The sequence below is a fragment of the Aeromonas sp. 6P genome (assembly GCF_051919525.1).
In the GTDB taxonomy this organism is placed as follows: domain Bacteria; phylum Pseudomonadota; class Gammaproteobacteria; order Enterobacterales; family Aeromonadaceae; genus Aeromonas; species Aeromonas veronii.
In genome coordinates this window covers 189,101-210,303 of the sequence record NZ_JBQBEO010000002.1, presented here as the reverse complement: position 1 = coordinate 210,303, position 21,203 = coordinate 189,101, and the positions used below count along the sequence as shown (strand labels likewise).

At 59.2% G+C, this 21,203-nt stretch carries 18 protein-coding genes and 2 pseudogenes; 10 read left to right on the top strand and 10 right to left on the bottom strand.

Going from position 1 to position 21,203, the window contains the following annotated elements; genetic code table 11:
* Positions 1–242: 242 nt before the first annotated feature.
* The 9 genes and pseudogenes from ACTG2J_RS01020 to ACTG2J_RS00980 all read right to left on the bottom strand — a co-directional run bounded on the left by ACTG2J_RS01020 (position 243) and on the right by ACTG2J_RS00980 (position 7,006).
* Positions 243–503, bottom strand: coding sequence for a DUF1488 domain-containing protein (locus ACTG2J_RS01020; protein ID WP_019445781.1), 261 nt, complete (start codon positions 501–503; stop codon positions 243–245).
* A complete protein-coding gene (gene aroE, locus ACTG2J_RS01015; protein WP_439997088.1) occupies positions 500–1,321 on the bottom strand; it encodes a shikimate dehydrogenase in 822 nt (273 codons plus the stop codon). The genes ACTG2J_RS01020 and aroE overlap by 4 nt, the downstream gene beginning before the upstream one ends.
* A gap of 103 nt (positions 1,322–1,424) precedes the next feature.
* On the bottom strand, positions 1,425–2,333 hold the full coding sequence (gene hemF, locus ACTG2J_RS01010) for an oxygen-dependent coproporphyrinogen oxidase (protein ID WP_376868928.1): 909 nt from the start codon (positions 2,331–2,333) through the stop codon (positions 1,425–1,427).
* Positions 2,334–2,445: 112 nt separating this feature from the next.
* A complete protein-coding gene (locus tag ACTG2J_RS01005) occupies positions 2,446–3,006 on the bottom strand; it encodes a Sua5/YciO/YrdC/YwlC family protein (protein WP_019445779.1) in 561 nt (186 codons plus the stop codon).
* A gap of 135 nt (positions 3,007–3,141) precedes the next feature.
* Positions 3,142–3,645, bottom strand: a complete 504-nt coding sequence (gene purE, locus ACTG2J_RS01000) for a 5-(carboxyamino)imidazole ribonucleotide mutase (protein ID WP_005339704.1) — start codon at positions 3,643–3,645, stop codon at positions 3,142–3,144.
* A gap of 74 nt (positions 3,646–3,719) precedes the next feature.
* Positions 3,720–4,277: a DNA topoisomerase family protein gene (locus ACTG2J_RS00995; protein ID WP_064338964.1), complete on the bottom strand. Its 558-nt coding sequence runs from the start codon at positions 4,275–4,277 to the stop codon at positions 3,720–3,722.
* Positions 4,278–4,332: 55 nt separating this feature from the next.
* A complete protein-coding gene (locus ACTG2J_RS00990) occupies positions 4,333–4,806 on the bottom strand; it encodes a DUF494 family protein (RefSeq protein ID WP_005339699.1) in 474 nt (157 codons plus the stop codon).
* Positions 4,799–5,913 (bottom strand): annotated as a pseudogene (gene dprA / locus ACTG2J_RS00985) (DNA-processing protein DprA). The gene ACTG2J_RS00990 and the pseudogene dprA overlap by 8 nt, the downstream one beginning before the upstream one ends.
* A 1-nt stretch (position 5,914) precedes the next feature.
* The gene (locus ACTG2J_RS00980; protein WP_257686828.1) at positions 5,915–7,006 is read right to left on the bottom strand and encodes a LysM peptidoglycan-binding domain-containing protein; all 1,092 of its coding nucleotides are present in this window, start codon (positions 7,004–7,006) and stop codon (positions 5,915–5,917) included.
* Positions 7,007–7,114: 108 nt separating this feature from the next.
* Here ACTG2J_RS00980 and def point away from each other — a divergent pair, with 108 nt between their 5' ends.
* The 5 genes from def to ACTG2J_RS00955 all read left to right on the top strand — a co-directional run bounded on the left by def (position 7,115) and on the right by ACTG2J_RS00955 (position 12,940).
* Entirely contained in the window at positions 7,115–7,627 is a 513-nt protein-coding gene (def, locus tag ACTG2J_RS00975) for a peptide deformylase (protein WP_005357510.1), read from the top strand.
* A 12-nt stretch (positions 7,628–7,639) separates the two neighbouring features.
* Positions 7,640–8,584, top strand: coding sequence for a methionyl-tRNA formyltransferase (gene fmt, locus ACTG2J_RS00970; protein ID WP_179902770.1), 945 nt, complete (start codon positions 7,640–7,642; stop codon positions 8,582–8,584).
* 60 nt (positions 8,585–8,644) lie between these two features.
* The gene (gene rsmB / locus ACTG2J_RS00965; protein ID WP_005356215.1) at positions 8,645–9,937 is read left to right on the top strand and encodes a 16S rRNA (cytosine(967)-C(5))-methyltransferase RsmB; all 1,293 of its coding nucleotides are present in this window, start codon (positions 8,645–8,647) and stop codon (positions 9,935–9,937) included.
* 87 nt (positions 9,938–10,024) lie between these two features.
* On the top strand, positions 10,025–11,401 hold the full coding sequence (trkA, locus tag ACTG2J_RS00960; protein WP_005339689.1) for a Trk system potassium transporter TrkA: 1,377 nt from the start codon (positions 10,025–10,027) through the stop codon (positions 11,399–11,401).
* Between the two features lie 96 nt (positions 11,402–11,497).
* Positions 11,498–12,940 carry a TrkH family potassium uptake protein gene (locus tag ACTG2J_RS00955; RefSeq protein WP_005341967.1) on the top strand — a complete coding sequence of 481 codons (1,443 nt, stop codon included), beginning with the start codon at positions 11,498–11,500 and terminating at the stop codon, positions 12,938–12,940.
* 241 nt (positions 12,941–13,181) lie between these two features.
* On the opposite strand, the gene typA is transcribed toward ACTG2J_RS00955, so the two are convergent.
* Positions 13,182–14,993: a translational GTPase TypA gene (typA, locus tag ACTG2J_RS00950; RefSeq protein ID WP_005339679.1), complete on the bottom strand. Its 1,812-nt coding sequence runs from the start codon at positions 14,991–14,993 to the stop codon at positions 13,182–13,184.
* Between the two features lie 351 nt (positions 14,994–15,344).
* Here typA and glnA point away from each other — a divergent pair, with 351 nt between their 5' ends.
* The 5 genes and pseudogenes from glnA to add all read left to right on the top strand — a co-directional run bounded on the left by glnA (position 15,345) and on the right by add (position 21,162).
* Positions 15,345–16,754: a glutamate--ammonia ligase gene (gene glnA / locus ACTG2J_RS00945; protein WP_005339672.1), complete on the top strand. Its 1,410-nt coding sequence runs from the start codon at positions 15,345–15,347 to the stop codon at positions 16,752–16,754.
* A gap of 115 nt (positions 16,755–16,869) precedes the next feature.
* Positions 16,870–17,448: a DUF4124 domain-containing protein gene (locus ACTG2J_RS00940; RefSeq protein WP_005339670.1), complete on the top strand. Its 579-nt coding sequence runs from the start codon at positions 16,870–16,872 to the stop codon at positions 17,446–17,448.
* Between the two features lie 86 nt (positions 17,449–17,534).
* The gene (gene glnL, locus ACTG2J_RS00935) at positions 17,535–18,590 is read left to right on the top strand and encodes a nitrogen regulation protein NR(II) (protein WP_139444367.1); all 1,056 of its coding nucleotides are present in this window, start codon (positions 17,535–17,537) and stop codon (positions 18,588–18,590) included.
* 9 nt (positions 18,591–18,599) lie between these two features.
* Positions 18,600–20,019, top strand: a pseudogene (gene glnG, locus ACTG2J_RS00930) (nitrogen regulation protein NR(I)).
* 141 nt (positions 20,020–20,160) lie between these two features.
* The gene (add, locus tag ACTG2J_RS00925; RefSeq protein ID WP_257686829.1) at positions 20,161–21,162 is read left to right on the top strand and encodes an adenosine deaminase; all 1,002 of its coding nucleotides are present in this window, start codon (positions 20,161–20,163) and stop codon (positions 21,160–21,162) included.
* Positions 21,163–21,203: the final 41 nt, after the last annotated feature.

The window sequence follows — 21,203 nt, the reverse complement described above, 5'->3', positions numbered from 1 at the left end:
TTACCTCTGTACCCTACGCAGACAACTGTACAGCAAAGCAGCAGAAAGTGAAAGTAATTTATGTAATTTAGTTTCACAACTTACAGATTAAGAAAAAATCTTTTATCTTCATACAGATAAAAAAATCCCCAGTACGAATACCGGGGAGTTATAAAGGTGACTAGCTAGCACTTCCTCAACTATCTAGTTAGTCAGCGTCATTTCAAAGTAGTTCCGCTACAAAACAAAAAAACTTTGAAAAATCAGAGATAGATAGCGCCATCTTCAGCAAACTCTTGTTCTTCAATGAGTTTTTCAGCCATGTCTTCAATATCAAAACGTACACTTTCGAAGGCTCTGACGATGTCATCCTCTCTCGTCAGCGCCAGACCTGTCATTCTCTCCAGTCGCCGCTGGCTGATGTAACAATCTATCAGCGCCCCCATCTGCTGGGCAGGAAAACGCACCCGCTGTTCGTCAGCCTGCCACTCCATCAGGTCGGGAAACAGAATACCCTGGTTCATATCACCCCCAAGTTACGCTTCAACTCTCTCAATACCTGTTTAGTCCCGGGACGAATTCCGCGCCACACGGTAAACGCTTCGGCGGCCTGTTCCACCAGCATGCCGAGTCCATCCATGGTTTGACGGGCCCCATGCTGTTTGGCCCAACTGATAAAGGCCGTATCCGAGGCGCCATACATCATGTCGTAGATGGCAATATCAGTGTGGATCAGGGCGGGAGTCAACGGCGGCAGCTCCCCTTGCAGGCTGGCAGAAGTCGAATTGATAACGAGATCGAACGGACCAGCCAACTGCTCATAGGCCTGGGCAGTCACAGGCCCCAGATCGTGGAATTCGGCAGCCAACTGTTGCGCTTTTGTGTGGGTGCGGTTGGCGATCACCAGCTCGCTCGGCAACTCAGCCAGCAGCGGCGCCAATGCACCACGAGCCGCGCCACCGGCCCCCAGCAGCAGGATCCGGCTATCCGCCAGCGTCACACCATGGGACTTGAGATCGGCGACCAATCCGGCGCCATCGGTATTATCCCCCAGCAACACGCCATCATCGGTCAGCTTGATGGTATTGACCGCGCCCGCCCGCTTGGCCCTCGGGCTCAAGCGATCGACCAGAGTGAATGCCTGCTCCTTGAAGGGAACGGTGACATTGCATCCCTTGCCCCCTTGGTCAAAGAAGGTGCGCAGGGCTTGGGCAAACTCGTCGACGGCGGGTTCAACCAGCCCATACTCCAGCTCTTGCTGGGTTTGTCTGGCAAACAGGGTGTGAATGAAGGGGGACTTGCTGTGGCGCACCGGGTGGCCAAAAACCAGATAACGATCCATCAAAGAGTTCCATCAGAGGGCAATATTCCGATTTAACGGGTTTTCGCACTCGGGAACAAGCCGAATAACGGCCAGTAAAAAGGGACCATCATGGCCCCTCGGGTCACAGCCACTCTCGCGGCGTGAGGTAATCGGTGTAGAGCAAGGCTTCAGGAGTGCCCGCTTCCGGCTGCCAGTCATACTCCCAACGTGCCAGCGGTGGCATCGACATCAGGATCGACTCGGTACGTCCGCCGGTCTGCAGCCCGAACAGGGTGCCACGGTCATACACCAGATTGAACTCCACATAACGGCCGCGACGATAGAGCTGGAACTCCCGCTCCCGCTCGCCATAGGGTAGAACCTTGCGTCGTTCAATGATCGGCAGGTAAGCATCGAGATATCCCCGACCTACCGCCTGCATAAAGGCAAAGCAGTCGGCAAAGGGCCAGCGATTCAGATCGTCGAAGAAGAGACCGCCCACCCCCCGCGTCTCGTTGCGGTGTTTGAGGAAGAAGTAGCGATCGCACCAGGATTTGAACTCGGGGTAGATCTCATCACCAAAGGGCCGGCAGAGATCACGGGAGACCTGATGCCAGTGCAGCACATCCTCGGCAAACGGGTAGAAGGGCGTCAAATCGAAGCCACCGCCAAACCACCAAATGGGCTCTTCACCCTCTTTCTCGGCGATGAAGAAACGGACGTTGGCGTGGCTGGTCGGCACATAGGGGTTGTGCGGATGGATCACCAGCGACACGCCTATCGCCTCAAACTTGCGACCGGCCAACTCTGGCCGATGGGCTGTAGCAGAGGCAGGCATGGCATCGCCATAGACATGGGAGAAGTTGACGCCCCCCTGCTCGATCACCGCGCCGTGGCGCAGCACACGGGTGCGACCACCGCCACCGCCTTCACGGCTCCATGCATCTTCCACAAAGTGTCCACTGCCATCGGCCTGCTCCAGACCACGGCAGATCTCGTCCTGCAACTGCAACAGGAAGGCCTTGACCTGGGCCACATCCGGTTTGCTCATCTTGTCTCCAGTCAGGCAGGATCGTGAACGCCCTGTCCATTTTTATAGTTAAATCAATCCGGTGAGCTCACCACTCAGCAGATTGATAGCAAATCATGACGTATCCGCCTGCTCAGGAGGGGCGAATAATGGCGCCGGTTCGGGCGTCCTTGATCTCGGAGGGGTTAGCTTGACCACCCACTTCACCGGGCAGGATATAGGCCAACTTGCTTGCCAGCCGCTCACCAATATCGGCCACCCGACGGGCAGGCTCCTCACCGGTCAGGTTGGCGCTGGTAGAGACCAGCGGCTTGCCAAAGGCACGGCACAACGCCTGCACCTGAGGATGAGCCGTCACGCGCACCGCCAGGGTCTCGAACTGCCCGGTCAGCCAGGCCGGCGTCGTTGCACGGGCAGGCATGATCCAGGTAAAGGGACCGGGCCAGCTGGCTTCAACCCGAGCCAGTTGCTCACCGCTAAGTTGGCTCAGATCGATGTAGTCCTGCAATTGCGCCAAATCGGCAGCAATCAGGATCAACCCTTTCTCCACCGGACGCTGCTTGATGGCCAGCAGTCGCTGCACCGCCACTTCGGAGTCGGGATCACACCCCAGACCAAACACGGCCTCGGTCGCATAGGCAATCACCCCTTCCTGTTGGAGGGCGGCAACTGCCTGTTCAAATTCATTTGGCATAGGAAAAATGCGGCAGCCTGGCTGCCGCCTCGTCACTTAGTAGCAAGTTGAATCCATACGGCGGCGACCACAACAAAGTGACGTTTTGCTGTAGCACAGGAAAAATACGACACATCCGGATCGCCACCCGTTCACTTACTTGAGTTGAGCCTGCAGGGCGGCATCCTTGGCCATCACCTCTTCGGCATTCTTCTGGCGTTCGGCCCGAACCTTGGCCGCCAGTTCATCATCGGCTACTGCCAGCATCTGGGCTGCCAGATAACCTGCGTTCTTGGCACCGGCTTTGCCGATCGCCACGGTCGCCACCGGTACACCACCCGGCATCTGCACGGTGGAGAGCAACGCATCCAGCCCCTTGAGCGGGCCACCATCGATGGGCACCCCGATCACGGGACGAGTCGTGATGCCGGCTACGGCACCCGCCAGATGTGCCGCCAGACCGGCAGCACAGATAAAGACCTTGCAGCCACGGGCCTCGGCATCGGTCACATACTGATGGGTCGCAGCCGGCGTGCGGTGCGCGGAGGTGACTTTGACTTCCACTGCGATATCAAATGACTTGAGCACCTCGAGGGTAGTCTGCATCACGGGGAAATCAGAATCAGAGCCCATCAATACGGCAACAAAGGGTTTATTCATGGTGGGAATTTCCTTACTCCAAGTGGGGGGTTGAAGTTCACCGAAAACGTTTCAATCCGGTTGCGGCGGCGGGATTATACCTGCTCACTTTGGTGGCCGCATTTCTTTTGCGGACAGACCCAACGCAGAGTTCCCCTCACTTTTTTCTCAACCATGATGCCCCAGCCACACTCGGGGCAGGGCATGGGGATCGGTTTGTCGTTCACCACATATTTGCAGTGTGGATAGCCATCACAGGAGTAAAACTGCTTGCCGTAGCGGGAAGTGCGGCTCACCAGATGACCCTTGCCGCACTCGGGGCAGAGGATCTGGGTATCATCGCTCTCCTGCAGGGATTCGATGTGCTGACAGGCCGGATACTGGGTACAACCGACAAACAGACCGTAACGCCCCTTCTTGATCGCCAGCGGCTCTCCGCAATCGGGACAGGCAGAGCCTTCGAGCACCTTTTCGATGTCGCGGCCGGATGGCGTCAGGGAGCGTATGTAATCACAGGCAGGATAGGCAGAACAGCCAAGAAAGGGGCCATGTTTGCCCTGGCGGATCACCAGCTCGGCCCCGCACTGCGGGCACGGCTCGCGCTCGAAGGCATGTTCGTGGGCTGAAAAGAGGTGATGATCGATTTTTGACATGGGCCGCGCCTTGAAATCCAGATGGCCTGAATTCTACCAGCGCGGCACCGGACTGTCAGTGAATGACGCCGTCTGACTCATCAAACACCAGCTCTTCCATCTGCTGGTAGGCATTTTCACTGCCCGGTACGTTGAACAGCACCATCATGACGACCCACTTCAGGTCATCCAGCTCGATATCCGGCTTGTCCAGCTCGAGCAGGCGCTCGATACAGATCTCGCGGGTTTCGGCATTCAGCACCTGGGCCTGTTCCAGAAAGAGCAGGAAGCCGCGGCACTCGGTGCTGAGGCGTGCCAGCTCTTGCGGAGCATAGATACGCATCGAGCCTTGCGCACTGGCGGTGACATAGACCTCCCGCTCGCTATCGTGCAGATTGGCCAATCGCTCCAGCCAGTCGAGCGCCTTGTCGATCTCTTCTTTATCGAAACCGGCCCGGCTCAACTCGTCGGTGAGCTCATCCTGCTCGACCATCACATCTGCATCGCTGTGGATGTAGGTCTCGAAAAGGTACATCAATACATCAAACATGATTCGCCCTCCTCGCTCTGACGTATCCACCGGCTACCGCCATCACTGCACCGGCCAGCTCCAGCTCTACCAACCTGCCCAATACCACTTCGACAGGAAGCTGGGCCCGCTCGGCAACGGTATCCACGCTCGTGGTCTCATAATCTACGTTATCCAACAAATCGGCATAAGGCAATTCGCTATTATGCGGTTGCTCAGATGGTATGACCGACGGATCTGGCCGTGCGACCCACTCTGGCAGCTCTTCCACTATATCGGCCGCACTCAGCACAAGTTTGGCCCCCTGCTGAATTAATCTGTTGCACCCTATCGCCTGGGCATTTTGCGGGGCGCCGGGTACCGCAAACACTTCGCGCCCCTGTTCAAGCGCATAGCGAGCGGTGATCAGCGAACCGCTCTGCTCGGTCGCCTCCACCACCAGAGTTCCCAGCGACAGACCACTGATAATACGGTTGCGACGAGGAAAATGTTCAGCCAGCGGTCCTTTATCCGGCGCCAGCTCGGAGATAAGCAAACCACCGCTCTCCAGAATCTGGCCTGCCAGCCCCTGATGACGTTTGGGGTAGAGGCAATCCAGCCCGGAACCCAACACGGCAAGGGTGATACCGCCACCAGCCAGCGCTTGCTGATGGCAGACACCATCGATACCGAGCGCAAGGCCCGAGGTGATGGCCAGCCCGCATCCAACCAGCTCGCTACAGAGGCGGGAGGCATTATCTTTGCCTGCATAGGTCGGATGGCGTGTCCCCACCATTGCCAGCTGGGGTCGCGACAGCACAGCAAGATCGCCACGACAGTAGAGCAACAGGGGGGCCGCGGGAATTTCTCGCAACAAGGGTGGATAAATCGGGTGATCTTGCGGAATAAGGAGATTGTCAGGCAAAGCAGCCCAAGCCAGGCTCTGCTCAACCACTGGCGAGGGCCAGCGCAGTTGCTTGATCTGCTCTGACGATAACCCCATACCATGCAATTGCGCTTCATCGCTCTGGAACAGGGCACAATACTTCCCCCAGCCCGTTCCAACAGACGTGCAGCGGTCACCGGACCGATACCGGTGACCGCATCGAGAGTTAGCCAGAGCGCCAGACGCGCGTCGGGGTAGTTCACGTCAGAAGTGAGTGACCTGATAGCCCGCACTCACCATGTCGTTACTCTGCATGATGAGACCGTAACTCAGCTTGTCATACACCTTGAACAACATGACGCGGGCAATCGCTTCAGAGGGCAGTGGTGCCTTCTTGTTGCTGCTGTAAAACACCCGGTTAAAAACCGACGAGAGCTCCTTGTACTGTACATCGCCATTCTTGGTAACCAGAGCAGCACCGGGTCGTCTGACATCCAACACATCCCCGGCGACCAGTTGATCACGGCCACCTCGGTTGATCAGCACCACATCAAACTTGCCACCGCCCCGGGTCTTGTTCGGCAAATCGATGATATAGCCCGGCGTGATGGCAGGTGCCGCTTTCGGTGTGAAGACGGCGGGCATGTTTTCCTGAGCCGGCAGCGGCATCACCTTGTCGCCCTGCAGCACTTCGCGCTGGTTATGAGTGAGGGTAACTTCAGTCCGCTCGCCATCAAGACGCGCCACGGCCCGCACCACACCGGCAAAGATCGCCTCCTGGCCCAGCAGTTCACCGGTTTCGCGATCCTTGTAGACCACTCCGGGGTGATAAATGCCATAAACCTGCCCCGGCGTCAGGGAGCCCTGCACATAGAGGGTGTCCCCCTCCAGCATGCCGATATGCTTCTGATCCGACCCCAGCAGATAGGGCAAGGTTTTCTGCTGCTGGCTGTCAGCCAGAATATGGTCGGTTTGCAGGAAGGGGCCGATCTCGCTGATAGGCAGGGTCGGAATGGGGTTGGCTTTGTTCTCGTAACGGGTTTTCGGGCCGAGACGGATGACTTGCTTGCCACCCTGCATCGCCTTGCCGAGTCGGGGTTCACCATTGACCCAGCTCAGATGCAGTACATCACCGGGGTAGATCCAGTGAGGATTGGCTATCTGCGGATTGATGTTCCAGAGACGGGGCCAGAGCCAGGGTTCGGAAAGATACTTGCCGGAGATATCCCACAGGGTGTCGCCTTTTTGCACTACATAGCTTTCGGGGTAACCCGCTTTCAGCCTCAGCTGATCGGCCAGTGCTGCCTGACTCACGGTCACCAGCAGGCAGGCGAGGATGGTTTGCTTCAGATACATAACACTCCCTGTTACTTCTGTACGCAAAGTGTTGCTGTTTTTTGTCGGCGTAAATGACTAGAATTACGCCAATATTGACTGCATTTATACGAAACTAAAGAAAAAACTATGGCCATTCTAGATGTATTGCGTTTTCCCGATGAGCGCCTGCGCACCGTTGCAGCCCCTGTCGAGACCTTTACACCCGAGTTACAACAGATTGTAGATGATATGTTCGAAACCATGTACGCGGAGGAAGGCATTGGCCTGGCCGCGACTCAGGTCGACATTCACCAGCGCATCATAGTGATCGATGTCTCTGAAAACCGTGAAGATCCTCTGGTATTGATCAATCCGGAGGTCATCGAGCAGTGCGGCAGCACCGGTATCGAAGAGGGTTGCCTCTCCGTGCCCGGCAGCCGTGCTCTGGTGCCTCGCGCTGAACAGATCAAAATCCGCGCCCTGGATCGCAACGGCAAGCCATTCGAGCTGGAAGCCGACGATCTGCTCGCCATTTGCATCCAGCATGAGATGGATCATCTGGTCGGCAAGCTGTTTGTGGATTACTTGTCCCCGCTCAAGCGCCAGCGCATTCGCCAGAAGCTGGAAAAGATGGCCCGTGAAGATCGCAAAGTCCTCTGAGGATCTGCCCCATTGAATAAGCTGAAACTGATTTTTGCCGGTACTCCCGACTTCGCCGCCCGTCACCTGGCGGCGTTGTTGTCTTCCGACCACGAGGTCGTTGCCGTTTATACCCAGCCTGACAAGCCCGCTGGCCGTGGCCAGAAGCTCACCGCCAGCCCGGTCAAAGAGCTGGCACTGGCCCACAACCTGCCGGTTTACCAACCTGCCTCTCTGCGCAAGGAAGAGGCGCAAGCCGAGCTGGCGGCCCTTGGCGCCGATCTGATGGTGGTGGTGGCCTATGGCCTGATCCTGCCCAAGGTGGTACTCGATACCCCGCGGCTGGGCTGCATCAACGTCCATGGCTCCCTGCTGCCCCGCTGGCGCGGTGCCGCACCGATCCAGCGCTCTATCTGGGCGGGCGATGCCGAAACCGGCGTCACCATCATGCAGATGGATGTGGGACTGGATACCGGTGCCATGATCCGCAAGGTCAGCTGCCCCATCGCCGCTGACGAGACTTCCGCCAGCCTCTATGACAAGCTGGCCGAGCTGGGCCCGCAAGCACTGGTCGACACCATCAATGCCATGGCCGCCGGTGAAACCGCTGCCGAGGTGCAAGATGATGCGCTGGCCAACTACGCCGAAAAGCTCTCCAAGGAAGAGGCCCGCATCGACTGGTCGATGGAGGCGGTTGCCATCGAACGCTGCATCCGCTCGTTCAACCCCTGGCCCATCAGCTGGTTTGAAGTGGCTGACCAGACCGTCAAGGTATGGCAAGCCGCCGTCATTGACAGCGACCACGGCCAACCCGCCGGCACCCTGCTCAAGGCCGACAAGCAGGGGATCGATATCGCGACCGGCAAAGGGGTACTGCGCCTGCTGACCCTGCAACCGCCCGGCAAGAAGGCGATGTCCGTTTCGGATCTGCTCAACTCTCGCCGCGACTGGTTTGAACCCGGCACGCAATTGAATTGAACTGGATTGAATTGACACAAGCGGGGCCCAGGCCCCGACTTGCGCATCTAAGGTAACTCTATGAAAACACGTGCACAGGCCGCTCTCGTTATTCAACAGGTGCTGGATCAGGGTCAATCCCTCTCCGCTGTTCTGCCTGCTGCCCAGGAGAAAGTTGCACCTCGCGATCGCGCTCTCCTGCAAGAACTCTGCTACGGCACCCTGCGCTGGCTACCCCGCCTCGATGCGGCAGTCAACGAGATGATGGACAAGCCGCTCAAGAACAAGAGCCGCATTTTCCACTACCTCATCCTGGTCGGTCTCTATCAACTCATCTACACTCGCATTCCGGCTCACGCCGCGGTGGCCGAGACCGTCAACGCCGTCAAACTGCTCAAGGGCACCTCCCTGCGTGGCCTCATCAACGGCGTGCTGCGCAACTTCCAGCGCAGCGCCGAAGTCATTTTGCTGCGTATCGACCGCGTTCCCAGCATTCGCCTCGGTCATCCGGAGTGGCTCACCAAGCGCCTGCGTCAGGCCTATCACGATGAGTGGGAATTCATCATGGAGGCGAACAACCAGCGCCCCCCCATGTGGATCCGCAACAACAGCCAGCGCCAGAGCCGCGATGCCATGCTGGCTCGCATGGCTGAAGCCGGCATCAATGCCGTGGCCGGTGAAGAGGGAGAGGATTGCATCCTGCTGGAGCGTCCCTGCGATGTGACCAAGCTGCCCGGCTTCGAGGTCGGTGACTGCTCGGTACAGGATGGTGCAGCACAACAGGCCGCGGCACTGCTCGACCCGCAACCGGGTGAGTGGGTGCTGGATGCCTGCGCCGCCCCCGGCGGCAAGACCGCCCACCTGCTGGAGCGTCAGCCCAAGCTGGCCGGGGTGGTCGCCGTTGATGCCGACGAGAACCGCCTCAAGCGGGTGCAGGAGAACCTGGATCGCATCGGCCTCACCGCCAAAGTGATCCACGGCGATGCCGCGGCACCGGAACAGTGGTGGCCGGAGGGCCAGTTCGACCGCATCCTGCTGGACGCCCCCTGCTCCGCCACCGGTGTTATCCGTCGCCACCCCGACATCAAGTGGTTGCGCCGTGATCAGGACATCCGCGAGCTGGCCGAGCTGCAGCGCCGCATTCTCAATGCCCTCTGGGGCAAGCTGAAAAGCGGCGGCACCCTGCTCTACGCCACCTGCTCCGTCCTGCCGGAAGAGAACCGCGAACAGATCCGCGCCTTCCTTGCCGCGACCAAAGATGCCAAATTGGTACCGTTGCACGAACAGGACACCCCGGACTGCCCGGGTCGCCAGTTCCTGCCGGGTGAAGCCGAGATGGATGGCTTCTACTACGCCAAACTGGTCAAGCTCTGAACCGGGCATGACAAACCTCATTCGGGAGAGCAGCCAGATCCATTCTGGCGCTCCCCTTTACAGCATCAACGTGAGTAGACGTTCCCTATGAAAATCATCATTTTGGGAGCCGGCCAGGTCGGCGGCACTCTGGCCGAGAACCTGGCCGGAGAGAACAACGACATCACCATCGTCGATACCGACAGTGAGCGCCTGCGCGAACTGCAGGACAAGTTTGACCTGCGAGTGGTCAACGGCCATGGCGCTCACCCCAAGGTGCTGCGCGAAGCGGGAGCTCAGGATGCCGACATGCTGGTCGCCGTCACCAACAGTGACGAGACCAACATGATCGCCTGTCAGGTGGCCTACTCCCTGTTCAACACCCCGAACAAGGTGGCGCGGATCCGCTCGCCAGCCTATCTGACCGAGCGGGATCGCCTGTTCCTGCCGGAATCGGTGCCGGTGGATCACCTGATCGCGCCGGAGCAGTTGGTGACCGACTATGTGCGTCGCCTGATCGAATATCCGGGTGCCCTGCAAGTGGTTGATTTTGCAGGTGGTCGCGTCGGTCTGGTGGCGGTCAAGGCCTACTACGGTGGCCCGCTGGTGGGCAATGCCCTCTCCACCCTGCGCGAGCACATGCCTAACATCGAAACTCGGGTAGCGGCCATCTTCCGTCAGGGCCGCCCGATCCGTCCGCAAGGTACCACCATCATCGAAGCGGATGACGAGGTCTTCTTCGTCGCCGCCGCGGGCCATATCCGTGCCGTGATGTCGGAGCTGCAGCGCCTCGAGAGCCCCTACCGTCGCATCATGATCGTCGGTGGTGGCAACATCGGCGCGGGTCTCGCCCGCCAGCTGGAGAAGCGCTACAGCGTCAAGCTTATCGAGCGCAACCAGAAGCGGGCGGAGCAGCTCTCCGAACTGCTGGAGAACACCATCGTCTTCTGCGGCGATGCGGCTGATCAAGAGCTGCTGGCCGAGGAGCATATCGACCAGATCGACGTCTTCATCGCCGTGACCAACGAGGATGAGGCCAACATCATGTCGGCGCTGCTCGCCAAGAAGATGGGTGCCAAGAAGACCATGGTGCTGATCCAGCGCGGCGCCTACGTCGATCTGGTGCAGGGTGGCTCCATCGATATCGCCATCTCGCCGCAGCAGGCCACCATCTCGGCCCTGTTGACCCATGTGCGCCGAGCCGATATCGCCAACGTATACAGTCTGCGCCGCGGCGCTGCCGAGGCGATCGAGGCGATTGCCCACGGTGACGAGAACACCTCCAAGGTGGTCGGCAAGACGGTGGGCGAGCTCAAGCTGCCGCCGGGCACCACCATAGGTGCCGTAGTGCGCGGAGATGAGGTGCTGATAGCCCACGATCGCACCAAGATCCAGCAGGATGACCACGTGGTCATGTTCCTGGTGGACAAGAAGTACATCCCGGAAGTGGAGCGGCTGTTCCAGCCAAGCCCCTTCTTCCTGTAACGTCTTCATGCGCACAGGCTGTCAAACCAGACCCGGCTCAGCTCCCCCAAGGGGATGGTCCGGGTCTTTTGTTAATCAACGACCAGGTTATCGAACATGATCAAGCTGCGTCCCATTATCTTCACCCTCGGGCTGGTGCTCTCCAAGCTGGCGCTCTTCATGTGGCTGCCCACCTTGCTGGCACTGCTCACCGGCTCCGAGGGATTCGTCGAGTTTCTCAAATCGGTGCTGATCACCCACGGCGCCGCCCTGCTCTGCCTCCATTACGGGCGCAAGGCGGAGTTCCACCTGGGGGTGCGGGAGATGTTCCTGCTCACCACCTCGGTCTGGGTGGTGGCCTGCGCCTTCGGCGCCCTGCCTTTTGTTTTCATCACCCACATCAACTTCACCGACGCCTACTTCGAGACCATGTCGGGGGTAACCACCACGGGCTCCACCGTGCTCTCCGGCCTCGACAACATGGCCCACAGCATCCTGTTGTGGCGATCCATCCTGCAGTGGCTGGGCGGGGTCGGCTTTATCGTGATGGCGGTAGCCGTGCTGCCCTACCTCAACGTCGGCGGTATGAAGCTGTTCCAGACCGAGAGCTCGGACTGGTCGGACAAAAGCGCCCCGCGTGCCAAGACGGTCGCCAACAACATCGTCGTGGTCTATCTGGTGCTCTCCATGCTCTGCTTCATGGCCTACTGGGCCAGCGGCATGAACATGTTCGAGGCGATCAACCACGCCATGACCACTCTCAGTACCGGCGGCTACTCCACCTCCGATCAATCCATGTCCCACTTCTCCAACTCGGCACACTGGATTGGCACCCTGTTCATGTTCCTCGGTGGCCTGCCCTTCCTGCTCTATGTGCAGAGCCTCAACCACAGGGACAACAGCCTGTTCAAGGATGCCCAGGTGCGAGGCTTCTTCTGGCTGGTGGTGTGGGTCACCGTCATCATGACCTTCTATCTGTGGGAGAGAGATCTGTTCGGCTTCTGGGATGCCCTGCGCATCAGCTGCTTCAACATCGTCTCGGTGCTCACCACCACCGGCTACGGCCTTGGTGACTTCGGCACCTGGGGGCCGCTCGCCAGCATCGTCTTCATCGTGCTGCTGGCTCTTGGGGCCTGTTCAGGCTCCACTGCGGGTGGTCTCAAGATCTTCCGGGTACAGGTGGCATTCGCCCTGTTCAGAAAGCAGATGCGCCAACTGATGCACCCTTCTGCTGTCTTCCCGCAGAAGTACAACGGCCGGACGGTCAATGACGCCATCATCCGCTCGATGATCTCCTTCGTACTAGCCTACTTCGCCATCATTCTGGTGATAGCTGCACTGCTGGGCGCCATCGGGCTTGACCCCCTGACGGCCATCTCCAGCTCCATCACCGCCGTTGCCAACGTCGGCCCGGGCATGGGCCCGGTGGTCGGCCCCAGCACCAACTTTGCCAGCCTGCCGGAATCGGCCAAATGGCTGCTGTCATTCGGCATGCTGCTGGGACGACTGGAGATCCTGACGGTCGCCGTGCTCTTCTTCCCCTCCTTCTGGCGCCAGTAATCCCTCACTGCAAGCCAGCAAAAAGCCGCAGCGTTCATCCGCTGCGGCTTTTTTATCTCACCCATCCCCACGACCTTCGCTCAACGCTCATCAGCCCCATTACCGGATAGCCTGAACGAGCTCATCAGGATGGCCAGAGCGGATCACAGGCATAAAGAAACGGACCCAAACCAGAGGTTTGGGTCCGTTTATCAGTGAACCATCAGCGGCCGCAAGGGCTGCCGAGACTCAGCACATGGCATTAACCACGGCCAGAGCGCTTACGATCCAGCTCGGTCAGCAATTTCTTGCGGATACGGATGTTCTTCGGAGTCACTTCTACCAGTTCGTCGTTATCGATGAACTCGAGAGCCTGTTCCAGAGTCATGCGGATCGGCGGAGTCAGCACTTGAGCTTCGTCGGTACCGGAGGCACGCATGTTGGTCAGCTGTTTGCCTTTCAGGCAGTTAACAGTCAGGTCGTTGGAACGGGAGTGAATACCGATCACCTGGCCTTCGTACACTTCGGTCGCGTGACCGATGAACAGACGACCACGGTCTTGCAGACCGAACAGGGCGTAGGTCAGGGCCTTACCGGTAGCGTTGGAGATCAGCACGCCATTCTGACGCTCGCCGATGCTGCCACCCTTGTGCGGACCGTAGTGGTCGAAGGTGTGGTACAGCAGACCGGTACCGGAGGTCATGGTCATGAACTCGGTCTGGAAACCGATCAGGCCACGGCTCGGGATCATGAAGTCCAGACGGACACGACCCTTGCCATCCGGCGTCATGTTGGTCATTTCGCCTTTACGCAGACCCAGTTGCTCCATCACGGAACCCTGGTGCGCTTCTTCAACGTCCACCGTTACGGTTTCGAACGGTTCTTGCAGAACGCCATCAACGGTACGCAGGATTACTTCCGGACGGGACACAGCCAGTTCGTAACCTTCGCGACGCATGTTTTCGATCAGGATGGAGAGGTGCAGCTCACCACGACCGGATACACGGAACTTGTCCGGATCATCAGTCTCTTCCACGCGCAGGGCCACGTTGTGGACCAGCTCCTGGTTCAGACGCTCCAGAATGTTACGGGAGGTCACGAACTTGCCTTCTTTACCAGCGAACGGTGAGGTGTTGACCTGGAAGGTCATGTTCACGGTCGGCTCGTCAACGGAGAGCGGCGGCAGGGCTTCAACGGCACCGTTGTCACAGATGGTGTCGGAGATTTTCAGCTCGCCCAGACCGGTGATAGCGATGATGTCACCCGCTTGCGCGTCGGTAACTTCAGTACGGGAGAGACCCAGGTAACCCAGCACCTGACCGACTTTACCGTTACGGGTCTTGCCGTCAGCACCAACGATGGTGACTTGCTGGTTGGTCTTGACGCGACCACGGGTGATACGGCCGATACCGATAACGCCCACGTAGGAGTTGTAGTCCAGCTGGGAGATCTGCATCTGGAAACCACCTTCGGCATCAGCCTTCGGCGCTTCAACGTTGTCAACGATAGCCTGGAACAGCGGCTCCATGTTCTCGGACTCGACGTCCTGATCCATGGTGGCCCAACCGTTCAGTGCAGAGGCGTAAACAACTTTGAAATCCAGCTGTTCGTCAGTCGCGCCCAGGTTGTCGAACAGGTCGAATACCTGATCCATTACCCAGTCAGGACGAGCACCCGGACGGTCAACCTTGTTGATGACCACGATCGGCTTCAGACCCTGAGCAAACGCCTTCTGAGTCACGAAACGGGTTTGCGGCATCGGGCCGTCTACGGCATCAACCAGCAGCAGTACGGAGTCAACCATGGACAGTACGCGCTCTACTTCACCACCGAAGTCGGCGTGACCCGGGGTATCAACGATGTTGATGCGGTAGTCATTCCAGCGGATCGCAGTGTTCTTGGCGAGAATGGTGATGCCACGTTCCCGTTCCAGATCATTGGAGTCCATGATCCGTTCCTGGCCTTCCGTGGAGCGGTCCAGGGTGCCGGACTGCTGCAGCAGCTTATCAACCAGAGTCGTTTTGCCGTGGTCAACGTGCGCAATAATCGCAATATTGCGTAAATTCTCTAACATTCTCGCCTCAATCACCGGGTAAAATTGGGCGCTAATTGTACTCTTGCCTTTGTGATCTGCCTAGCAGAATTGCAGTACATTCGCGCATAACAACAGATCTGGATCATAGACCTCTCTGACAAACCCTGCTTAGATGGGCGGTGACCGTATTTCGCGCACCATTACAGTGCACCAAAACGATCCACCATCGCACTAAATTGATGCAACGCGAGTCGAGATCGCCTGATTTTGGGGAGCCTCTTCAGCGAGATTGCCCTGAAATCAAGCTGTCACAAACTTGGCACGATACTGGCTTATGTGAATACGACGACGCATTCACCCAGAGAGTTTTAACACCGGAGGTTACTTAGCATGTCAGCCCAGAACGTTTTGGCCCTGATCCAGGAACACGAAGTCAAGTTTGTTGATCTGCGCTTTACCGACACCAAGGGTAAAGAGCAGCATGTATCCATCCCTGCTCACCAGGTTGATGAAGATTTCTTCGAAGACGGCAAGATGTTCGATGGTTCCTCCATCGGCGGCTGGAAGGGCATCAACGAATCCGACATGGTACTGATGCCGGACGCAGCCTCCGCCAAGCTGGACCCGTTCACCGAAGAGACCACCCTGAACATCGTTTGTGACGTGCTGGAGCCTGCCACCATGCAGGGCTACGACCGCGATCCGCGCTCCATCGCCAAGCGTGCAGAAGATTTCCTGAAGTCCAGCGGCATCGCTGACACCGTGTTGTTCGGGCCGGAGCCGGAATTCTTCATGTTCGACAACATCACCTTCTCCAACACCATGGGCCACAGCTTCGTGAAAATCGAATCTGAAGAAGCCGCATGGAACTCCGGCACTGCCTATGAGCATGGCAACAAGGGTCACCGTCCGTTCGTGAAAGGCGGTTACTTCCCGGTTGCACCGGTCGACTCCTCCCAGGATATCCGTGCCGCCATGTGTCTGGTGCTGGAAGAGATGGGCCAGGTCGTTGAAGCTCACCACCACGAAGTGGCCACTGCCGGTCAGAACGAGATCGCTACCCGCTTCAACACTCTTACGCTGAAAGCTGACGAAGTACAGGTACTGAAGTACGTGATCCACAACGTGGCCCACGCCTACAACAAGACCGTTACCTTCATGCCGAAACCCATGTTCGGTGACAACGGCTCTGGCATGCACTGCCACCAGTCTCTGGCCAAGAACGGCGTCAACCTGTTCGCTGGTGACCTGTACGGCGGTCTGTCCGAGATGGCTCTGCACTACATCGGCGGTATCATCAAGCACGCCAAGGCCATCAACGCCTTCGCCAACCCGACCACCAACTCCTACAAGCGTCTGGTTCCGGGTTATGAAGCGCCGGTCATGCTGGCCTACTCTGCCCGCAACCGCTCTGCCTCCATCCGTATCCCGGTGGTACCGAGCCCGAAAGCCCGTCGTATCGAAGTGCGCTTCCCGGATCCGGCTGCCAACCCGTACCTGGCCTTCGCAGCCCAGCTGATGGCCGGTCTGGACGGTATCATCAACAAGATCCATCCGGGCGATGCCATGGACAAGAACTTGTACGACCTGCCGCCGGAAGAAGCCGCAGAAGTGCCGACCGTTGCCGGTTCTCTGGACGAAGCCCTGGCCGCTCTGGATGCTGACCGCGAGTTCCTGACCCGTGGCGGCGTGTTCAGCGATGACTTCATCAACTCCTATCTGGAACTGAAACAGCAGGATGTTGACCGTGTGCGCATGACCCCGCACCCGCTGGAGTTCGAACTGTACTACTCCGTCTAAGTCTCAGCAGACTGGCCGTTTAAATCAGGTCAGCTTGCTTAATCGTGACAAAACCCGCCATCTGGCGGGTTTTTTCTCTGATAGGATTAAGCAAAATACCGTCAAGGAGAGATGGATGAACAACAAGCATGGCATAGGGGTGCTCAGCCTCCTGTTGCTGACCTCGTTCGGTACGGATGCGGCCAAGGTCTACTCCTGGGTCGATGGCAATGGCATCACCCACTACTCGGATGCGCCACCACCCGGCAAAAACGCCAAAGAGGTCGATCTGCGGGTCGCCCCGCTGCTGGGCAGCAGCGCGCCCAGATCGGTGCAGGTGGATAACTTCAACAGCCTGACCGGCGCCGATGCCAAGAAAGAGAAAGAGGCGGCCAAGCTGACCATCGAACTGCTCTCCCCGGAACAGGGCAGCACCCTGCGCGACAACACAGGCAACATCGTCTTTCAGGGCACCATCAGCCCCAAACCTCCGACCCAGTATGATGTGCGCCTGACCCTGGATGGCAAAGCCGCCCCCATCGTCAGCAACAGCCTCTCTGTCCGGGTCGAAAACGTCGATCGCGGCGCCCACGAGGCTCAGCTCGAGCTGCTCGCTAAAGACGGTACGATCCTTGCTAAATCCAGTGCAGTCACCTTTTACCTGCATAGAGCGAGCGTGACGCCGGCTCCCAAACCCACCCCCAAAGCCGACTAGGGGTGATATAGCGCACCGATGCGGGTAAACTCTATGCACCATATCGGTGCATAACAGGTGTGTAGCACCGTTTTAGGGAGAAACCTGTGCCAACCCGCTCGGACAACGCCAAAACACTCTTGGATAATTTGCTGACCGCCGTGATCCTGATGGATGAGCGGCTCTGCATCCAATTCGTCAACCCGGCGGCTGAACAGCTGCTCTCCCTCAGTGAACGCAGGCTGATCGGCATCGAACTGCCCCATCTGCTGGAACATATCTCCCTCGATTTGCAGCGGCTCAAGCAGTGCCTCGCGTCAGGGCAAGGCTTTACCGATAGCGAAGTGACTCTGGTGGTAGAGGGAGAACCGCGACTGGTGGAGCTGAGCGCCACCCCGATGGCCGACCACGAACAGCGTCTGCTGGTGGTGGAGCTGCGCAAGATCGACCAGCAGAAGAAGATCAGCCAGGAGCAGCAGCAACATGCCCAGCAGCTGGCAGCCAAAGAGCTGGTGCGCGGGCTGGCCCACGAAATCAAGAATCCCCTCGGCGGCCTGCGCGGCGCGGCCCAGCTGCTGCAAAAAGAGCTGCCGGACCCGGCGCTGCGCGAATATACCGGCATCATCATCGAGCAGGCCGACCGGCTGCGGGTGCTGGTCGATCGGCTGCTCGGCCCCCAGCGCCCCGGCCGTCACCAGATGCACAATGTCCATTCGGTGCTGGAGCAGGTACGCCGACTGGTGGAGCTCGAACTCCCTCCCTCTGTTCGCATCGAGCGGGATTACGACCCCAGCATCCCCGAATTCGAGATGGAGCCGGATCAGCTGCAGCAGGCGTTTCTCAACATAGTGCGAAATGCCGCCGAAGCACTGGGGGATCAGACCGGGCTTATCCGTATCAAGACCCGCACCGCGTTCCAGATCACCATCCACGGCCAGCGTTACCGGCTGGCGGCGGAGATCAAGATCATCGACAACGGCCCCGGTATTCCGGACGCCATTCGCGACACCCTGTTCTATCCCATGATCACCGGCAAGGAGGGGGGAACCGGGCTTGGCCTCTCCATCGCCCAGAACCTGATCGACCAGCACAAGGGGCGGATTGACTGCATCAGCTGGCCGGGTCACACCGAATTCACCATTTTTCTACCGCTTCGCAAGTAAGGGAACCCCATGACCGCCAAAGTGTGGATCGTCGATGACGACAGTTCTATCCGCTGGGTGCTGGAGCGCACTCTCGGCAGCGAAGGCTTCAACTGCGAGAGCTTTGCCGATGGCGAGGCCCTGCTGCACGCCCTTGAGCTGCGCTCGCCCGATGTGATCCTCTCCGATATCCGGATGCCCGGCATCGATGGTTTGAGCCTGCTGGAGCAGATCCACCGCCGTCAGGCCGATCTGCCCATCATCATCATGACCGCCCACTCGGACCTCGACAGCGCGGTCAACGCCTACCAGCGTGGCGCTTTTGAATATCTGCCCAAACCGTTCGACATCGACGAAGCGGTAACCTTGGTGCGTCGCGCCGAGAATCACCTCAAGGAGCAGCGCACCAAGCGCAAGTCTCGCCAGCAAGAGGCCACCGCCACTCCCGAGATCATCGGTGAGGCACCGGCGATGCAGGAGGTGTTCCGCGCCATCGGTCGCCTGTCACGCTCCAGCATCTCGGTTCTGATTAACGGCCAAAGTGGTACCGGCAAGGAGCTGGTCGCCCACGCCCTGCACAAGCACAGCCCGCGCGCCCACAAAAACTTTATCGCTCTCAACATGGCGGCTATCCCCAAAGATCTTCATCGAATCGGAGCTGTTCGGTCACGAGAAGGGGGCCTTTACCGGCGCCAACAACATCCGCCACGGTCGCTTCGAGCAGGCCGACGGCGGCACCCTGTTTCTCGACGAGATCGGCGACATGCCGCTGGATGTGCAGACCCGGCTGCTGCGGGTCTTGGCCGACGGCCAGTTCTACCGGGTAGGCGGCCATCAGCCGGTGCAGGTGGATGTACGGATCATCGCCGCCACCCACCAGAATCTGGAGAAGCGGGTCGCCGATGGCGAGTTTCGCGAGGATCTGTTTCACCGCCTCAACGTCATTCGCATCCACATCCCCGCTCTCAAGGAGCGCCGTGAGGATATCCCCCAGCTGGCCCGTCACTTCCTGCTGCGCGCAGCCAAAGAGCTGAACGTCGAGGCCAAGAGCCTGCACCCCGATACCCAGGCCTATATCAGCCGCCTGCCCTGGCCGGGCAACGTGCGCCAGCTGGAGAACGTCTGCCGCTGGCTCACCGTGATGGCCTCGGGGCAAGAAGTGCTGGTCGGCGACCTGCCTGCCGAGCTGCTCACCCCCATCACCAACAGTGCCGAACCGGGTCAACCGGCGATGCCAGGTTGCTGGCAGCAGCAGTTGCAGGAGTGGGTGGCCAGCAAGCTGGCGCTGGGAGAAACCGACATCCTGGCCGATGCCATGCCCCAGTTCGAACGGATCATGCTGGAGACGGCGCTGGAGCACACCCACGGCCACAAGCAGGAGGCGGCACGCCTGCTTGGCTGGGGTCGCAACACCCTGACCCGCAAGCTGAAGGAACTCGATCTCTCCTGAGTCCCGGGGAAAAACGATTCCCATCACGCCCTGACAAATCACCGCCTGCCAGAACCCCGTTTAACCATAAACGGGGTATCTTTTTTGAAAGCCCCGCCTAGAATGGCAGGCTTTCAAACCTGACTCGACGAGGGCGCCCCCATGATTGACAGATCTCTCCCCCTGACCGACCTGCACCGCCATCTGGACGGCAACATCCGCCCGCAAACCATCCTCGAGCTGGGTCGCCAACACAATATCCAGCTGCCCGCATTCGAGCTGGAAGCGCTGCGCCCCCACGTACAGATCGTCGAAAACGAGCCGAGTCTGGTTGCCTTCCTGAAGAAACTGGACTGGGGTGTGGCCGTGCTGGCTGACTATGAAGCCTGCCGCCGGGTCGCCTACGAGAACGTGGAAGATCTGCTGCGCGCCGGTATCGACTATGCCGAACTGCGTTTCAGTCCGGCCTATATGGCGATGGCCCATAAGCTGCACCCGCAAGGCGTGGTTGAAGCCATCATCGACGGCGTGGCCGCGGGCAGCCGTGACTTCGGCATCAAGGCCAATCTGATCGGCATCATGAGCCGCACCTTCGGCACCGAGCAGTGCAATCAGGAGCTGGCCGCCTGTCTGGCCCACCGCGACAAGCTGGTCGCCATCGATCTGGCCGGTGACGAACTGGGCTTCCCGGGCGAACTCTTTGTCGCCCACTTTCGCAAGGTGCGCGATGCAGGCATGCGCGTCACCGTACACGCCGGTGAAGCCGCTGGCCCCGAGAGCATGTGGCAGGCCATTCGCGAACTGGGTGCCGAGCGTATCGGCCACGGTGTCAAAGCGATTCAGGATCCGGCCCTGATGGCCTATCTGGCTGAGCACCGCATCGGCATCGAATCCTGCCTCACCTCCAACGTCCAGACCACCACGGTGGCGAGCCTGACCGAACACCCGATCCGCCAGTTCCTTGCCGCCGGTGTGCTGGCCTGCCTCAACACCGACGACCCGGCAGTAGAGGGCATCGACCTGCCCCACGAATATGAGGTGGCTGCCCCGGCCGCCGGCATGACCGCAAGCGAAATCCGCACCGCCCAGCAGAACGGCCTGACCCTGGCCTTCCTGAGCGATAGCGAGAAAGCCGAGCTGAGCGCCCGCGCCGCCAGCCGCTGATCCACACCGGCACTGCAAATAGAAACGGCCCACTTCGGTGG

Excerpts from the sequence above, each read along its gene's own strand:
- ACTG2J_RS01020 (WP_019445781.1), bottom strand. The coding sequence starts at position 503 with ATGAACCAGGGTATTCTGTTTCCCGACCTGATGGAGTGGCAGGCTGAC.
- aroE (WP_439997088.1), bottom strand. The coding sequence starts at position 1,321 with ATGGATCGTTATCTGGTTTTTGGCCACCCGGTGCGCCACAGCAAGTCC.
- hemF (WP_376868928.1), bottom strand. The coding sequence starts at position 2,333 with ATGAGCAAACCGGATGTGGCCCAGGTCAAGGCCTTCCTGTTGCAGTTG.
- ACTG2J_RS01005 (WP_019445779.1), bottom strand. The coding sequence starts at position 3,006 with ATGCCAAATGAATTTGAACAGGCAGTTGCCGCCCTCCAACAGGAAGGG.
- purE (WP_005339704.1), bottom strand. The coding sequence starts at position 3,645 with ATGAATAAACCCTTTGTTGCCGTATTGATGGGCTCTGATTCTGATTTC.
- ACTG2J_RS00995 (WP_064338964.1), bottom strand. The coding sequence starts at position 4,277 with ATGTCAAAAATCGATCATCACCTCTTTTCAGCCCACGAACATGCCTTC.
- ACTG2J_RS00990 (WP_005339699.1), bottom strand. The coding sequence starts at position 4,806 with ATGTTTGATGTATTGATGTACCTTTTCGAGACCTACATCCACAGCGAT.
- ACTG2J_RS00980 (WP_257686828.1), bottom strand. The coding sequence starts at position 7,006 with ATGTATCTGAAGCAAACCATCCTCGCCTGCCTGCTGGTGACCGTGAGT.
- def (WP_005357510.1), top strand. The coding sequence starts at position 7,115 with ATGGCCATTCTAGATGTATTGCGTTTTCCCGATGAGCGCCTGCGCACC.
- rsmB (WP_005356215.1), top strand. The coding sequence starts at position 8,645 with ATGAAAACACGTGCACAGGCCGCTCTCGTTATTCAACAGGTGCTGGAT.
- trkA (WP_005339689.1), top strand. The coding sequence starts at position 10,025 with ATGAAAATCATCATTTTGGGAGCCGGCCAGGTCGGCGGCACTCTGGCC.
- ACTG2J_RS00955 (WP_005341967.1), top strand. The coding sequence starts at position 11,498 with ATGATCAAGCTGCGTCCCATTATCTTCACCCTCGGGCTGGTGCTCTCC.
- typA (WP_005339679.1), bottom strand. The coding sequence starts at position 14,993 with ATGTTAGAGAATTTACGCAATATTGCGATTATTGCGCACGTTGACCAC.
- glnA (WP_005339672.1), top strand. The coding sequence starts at position 15,345 with ATGTCAGCCCAGAACGTTTTGGCCCTGATCCAGGAACACGAAGTCAAG.
- ACTG2J_RS00940 (WP_005339670.1), top strand. The coding sequence starts at position 16,870 with ATGAACAACAAGCATGGCATAGGGGTGCTCAGCCTCCTGTTGCTGACC.
- add (WP_257686829.1), top strand. The coding sequence starts at position 20,161 with ATGATTGACAGATCTCTCCCCCTGACCGACCTGCACCGCCATCTGGAC.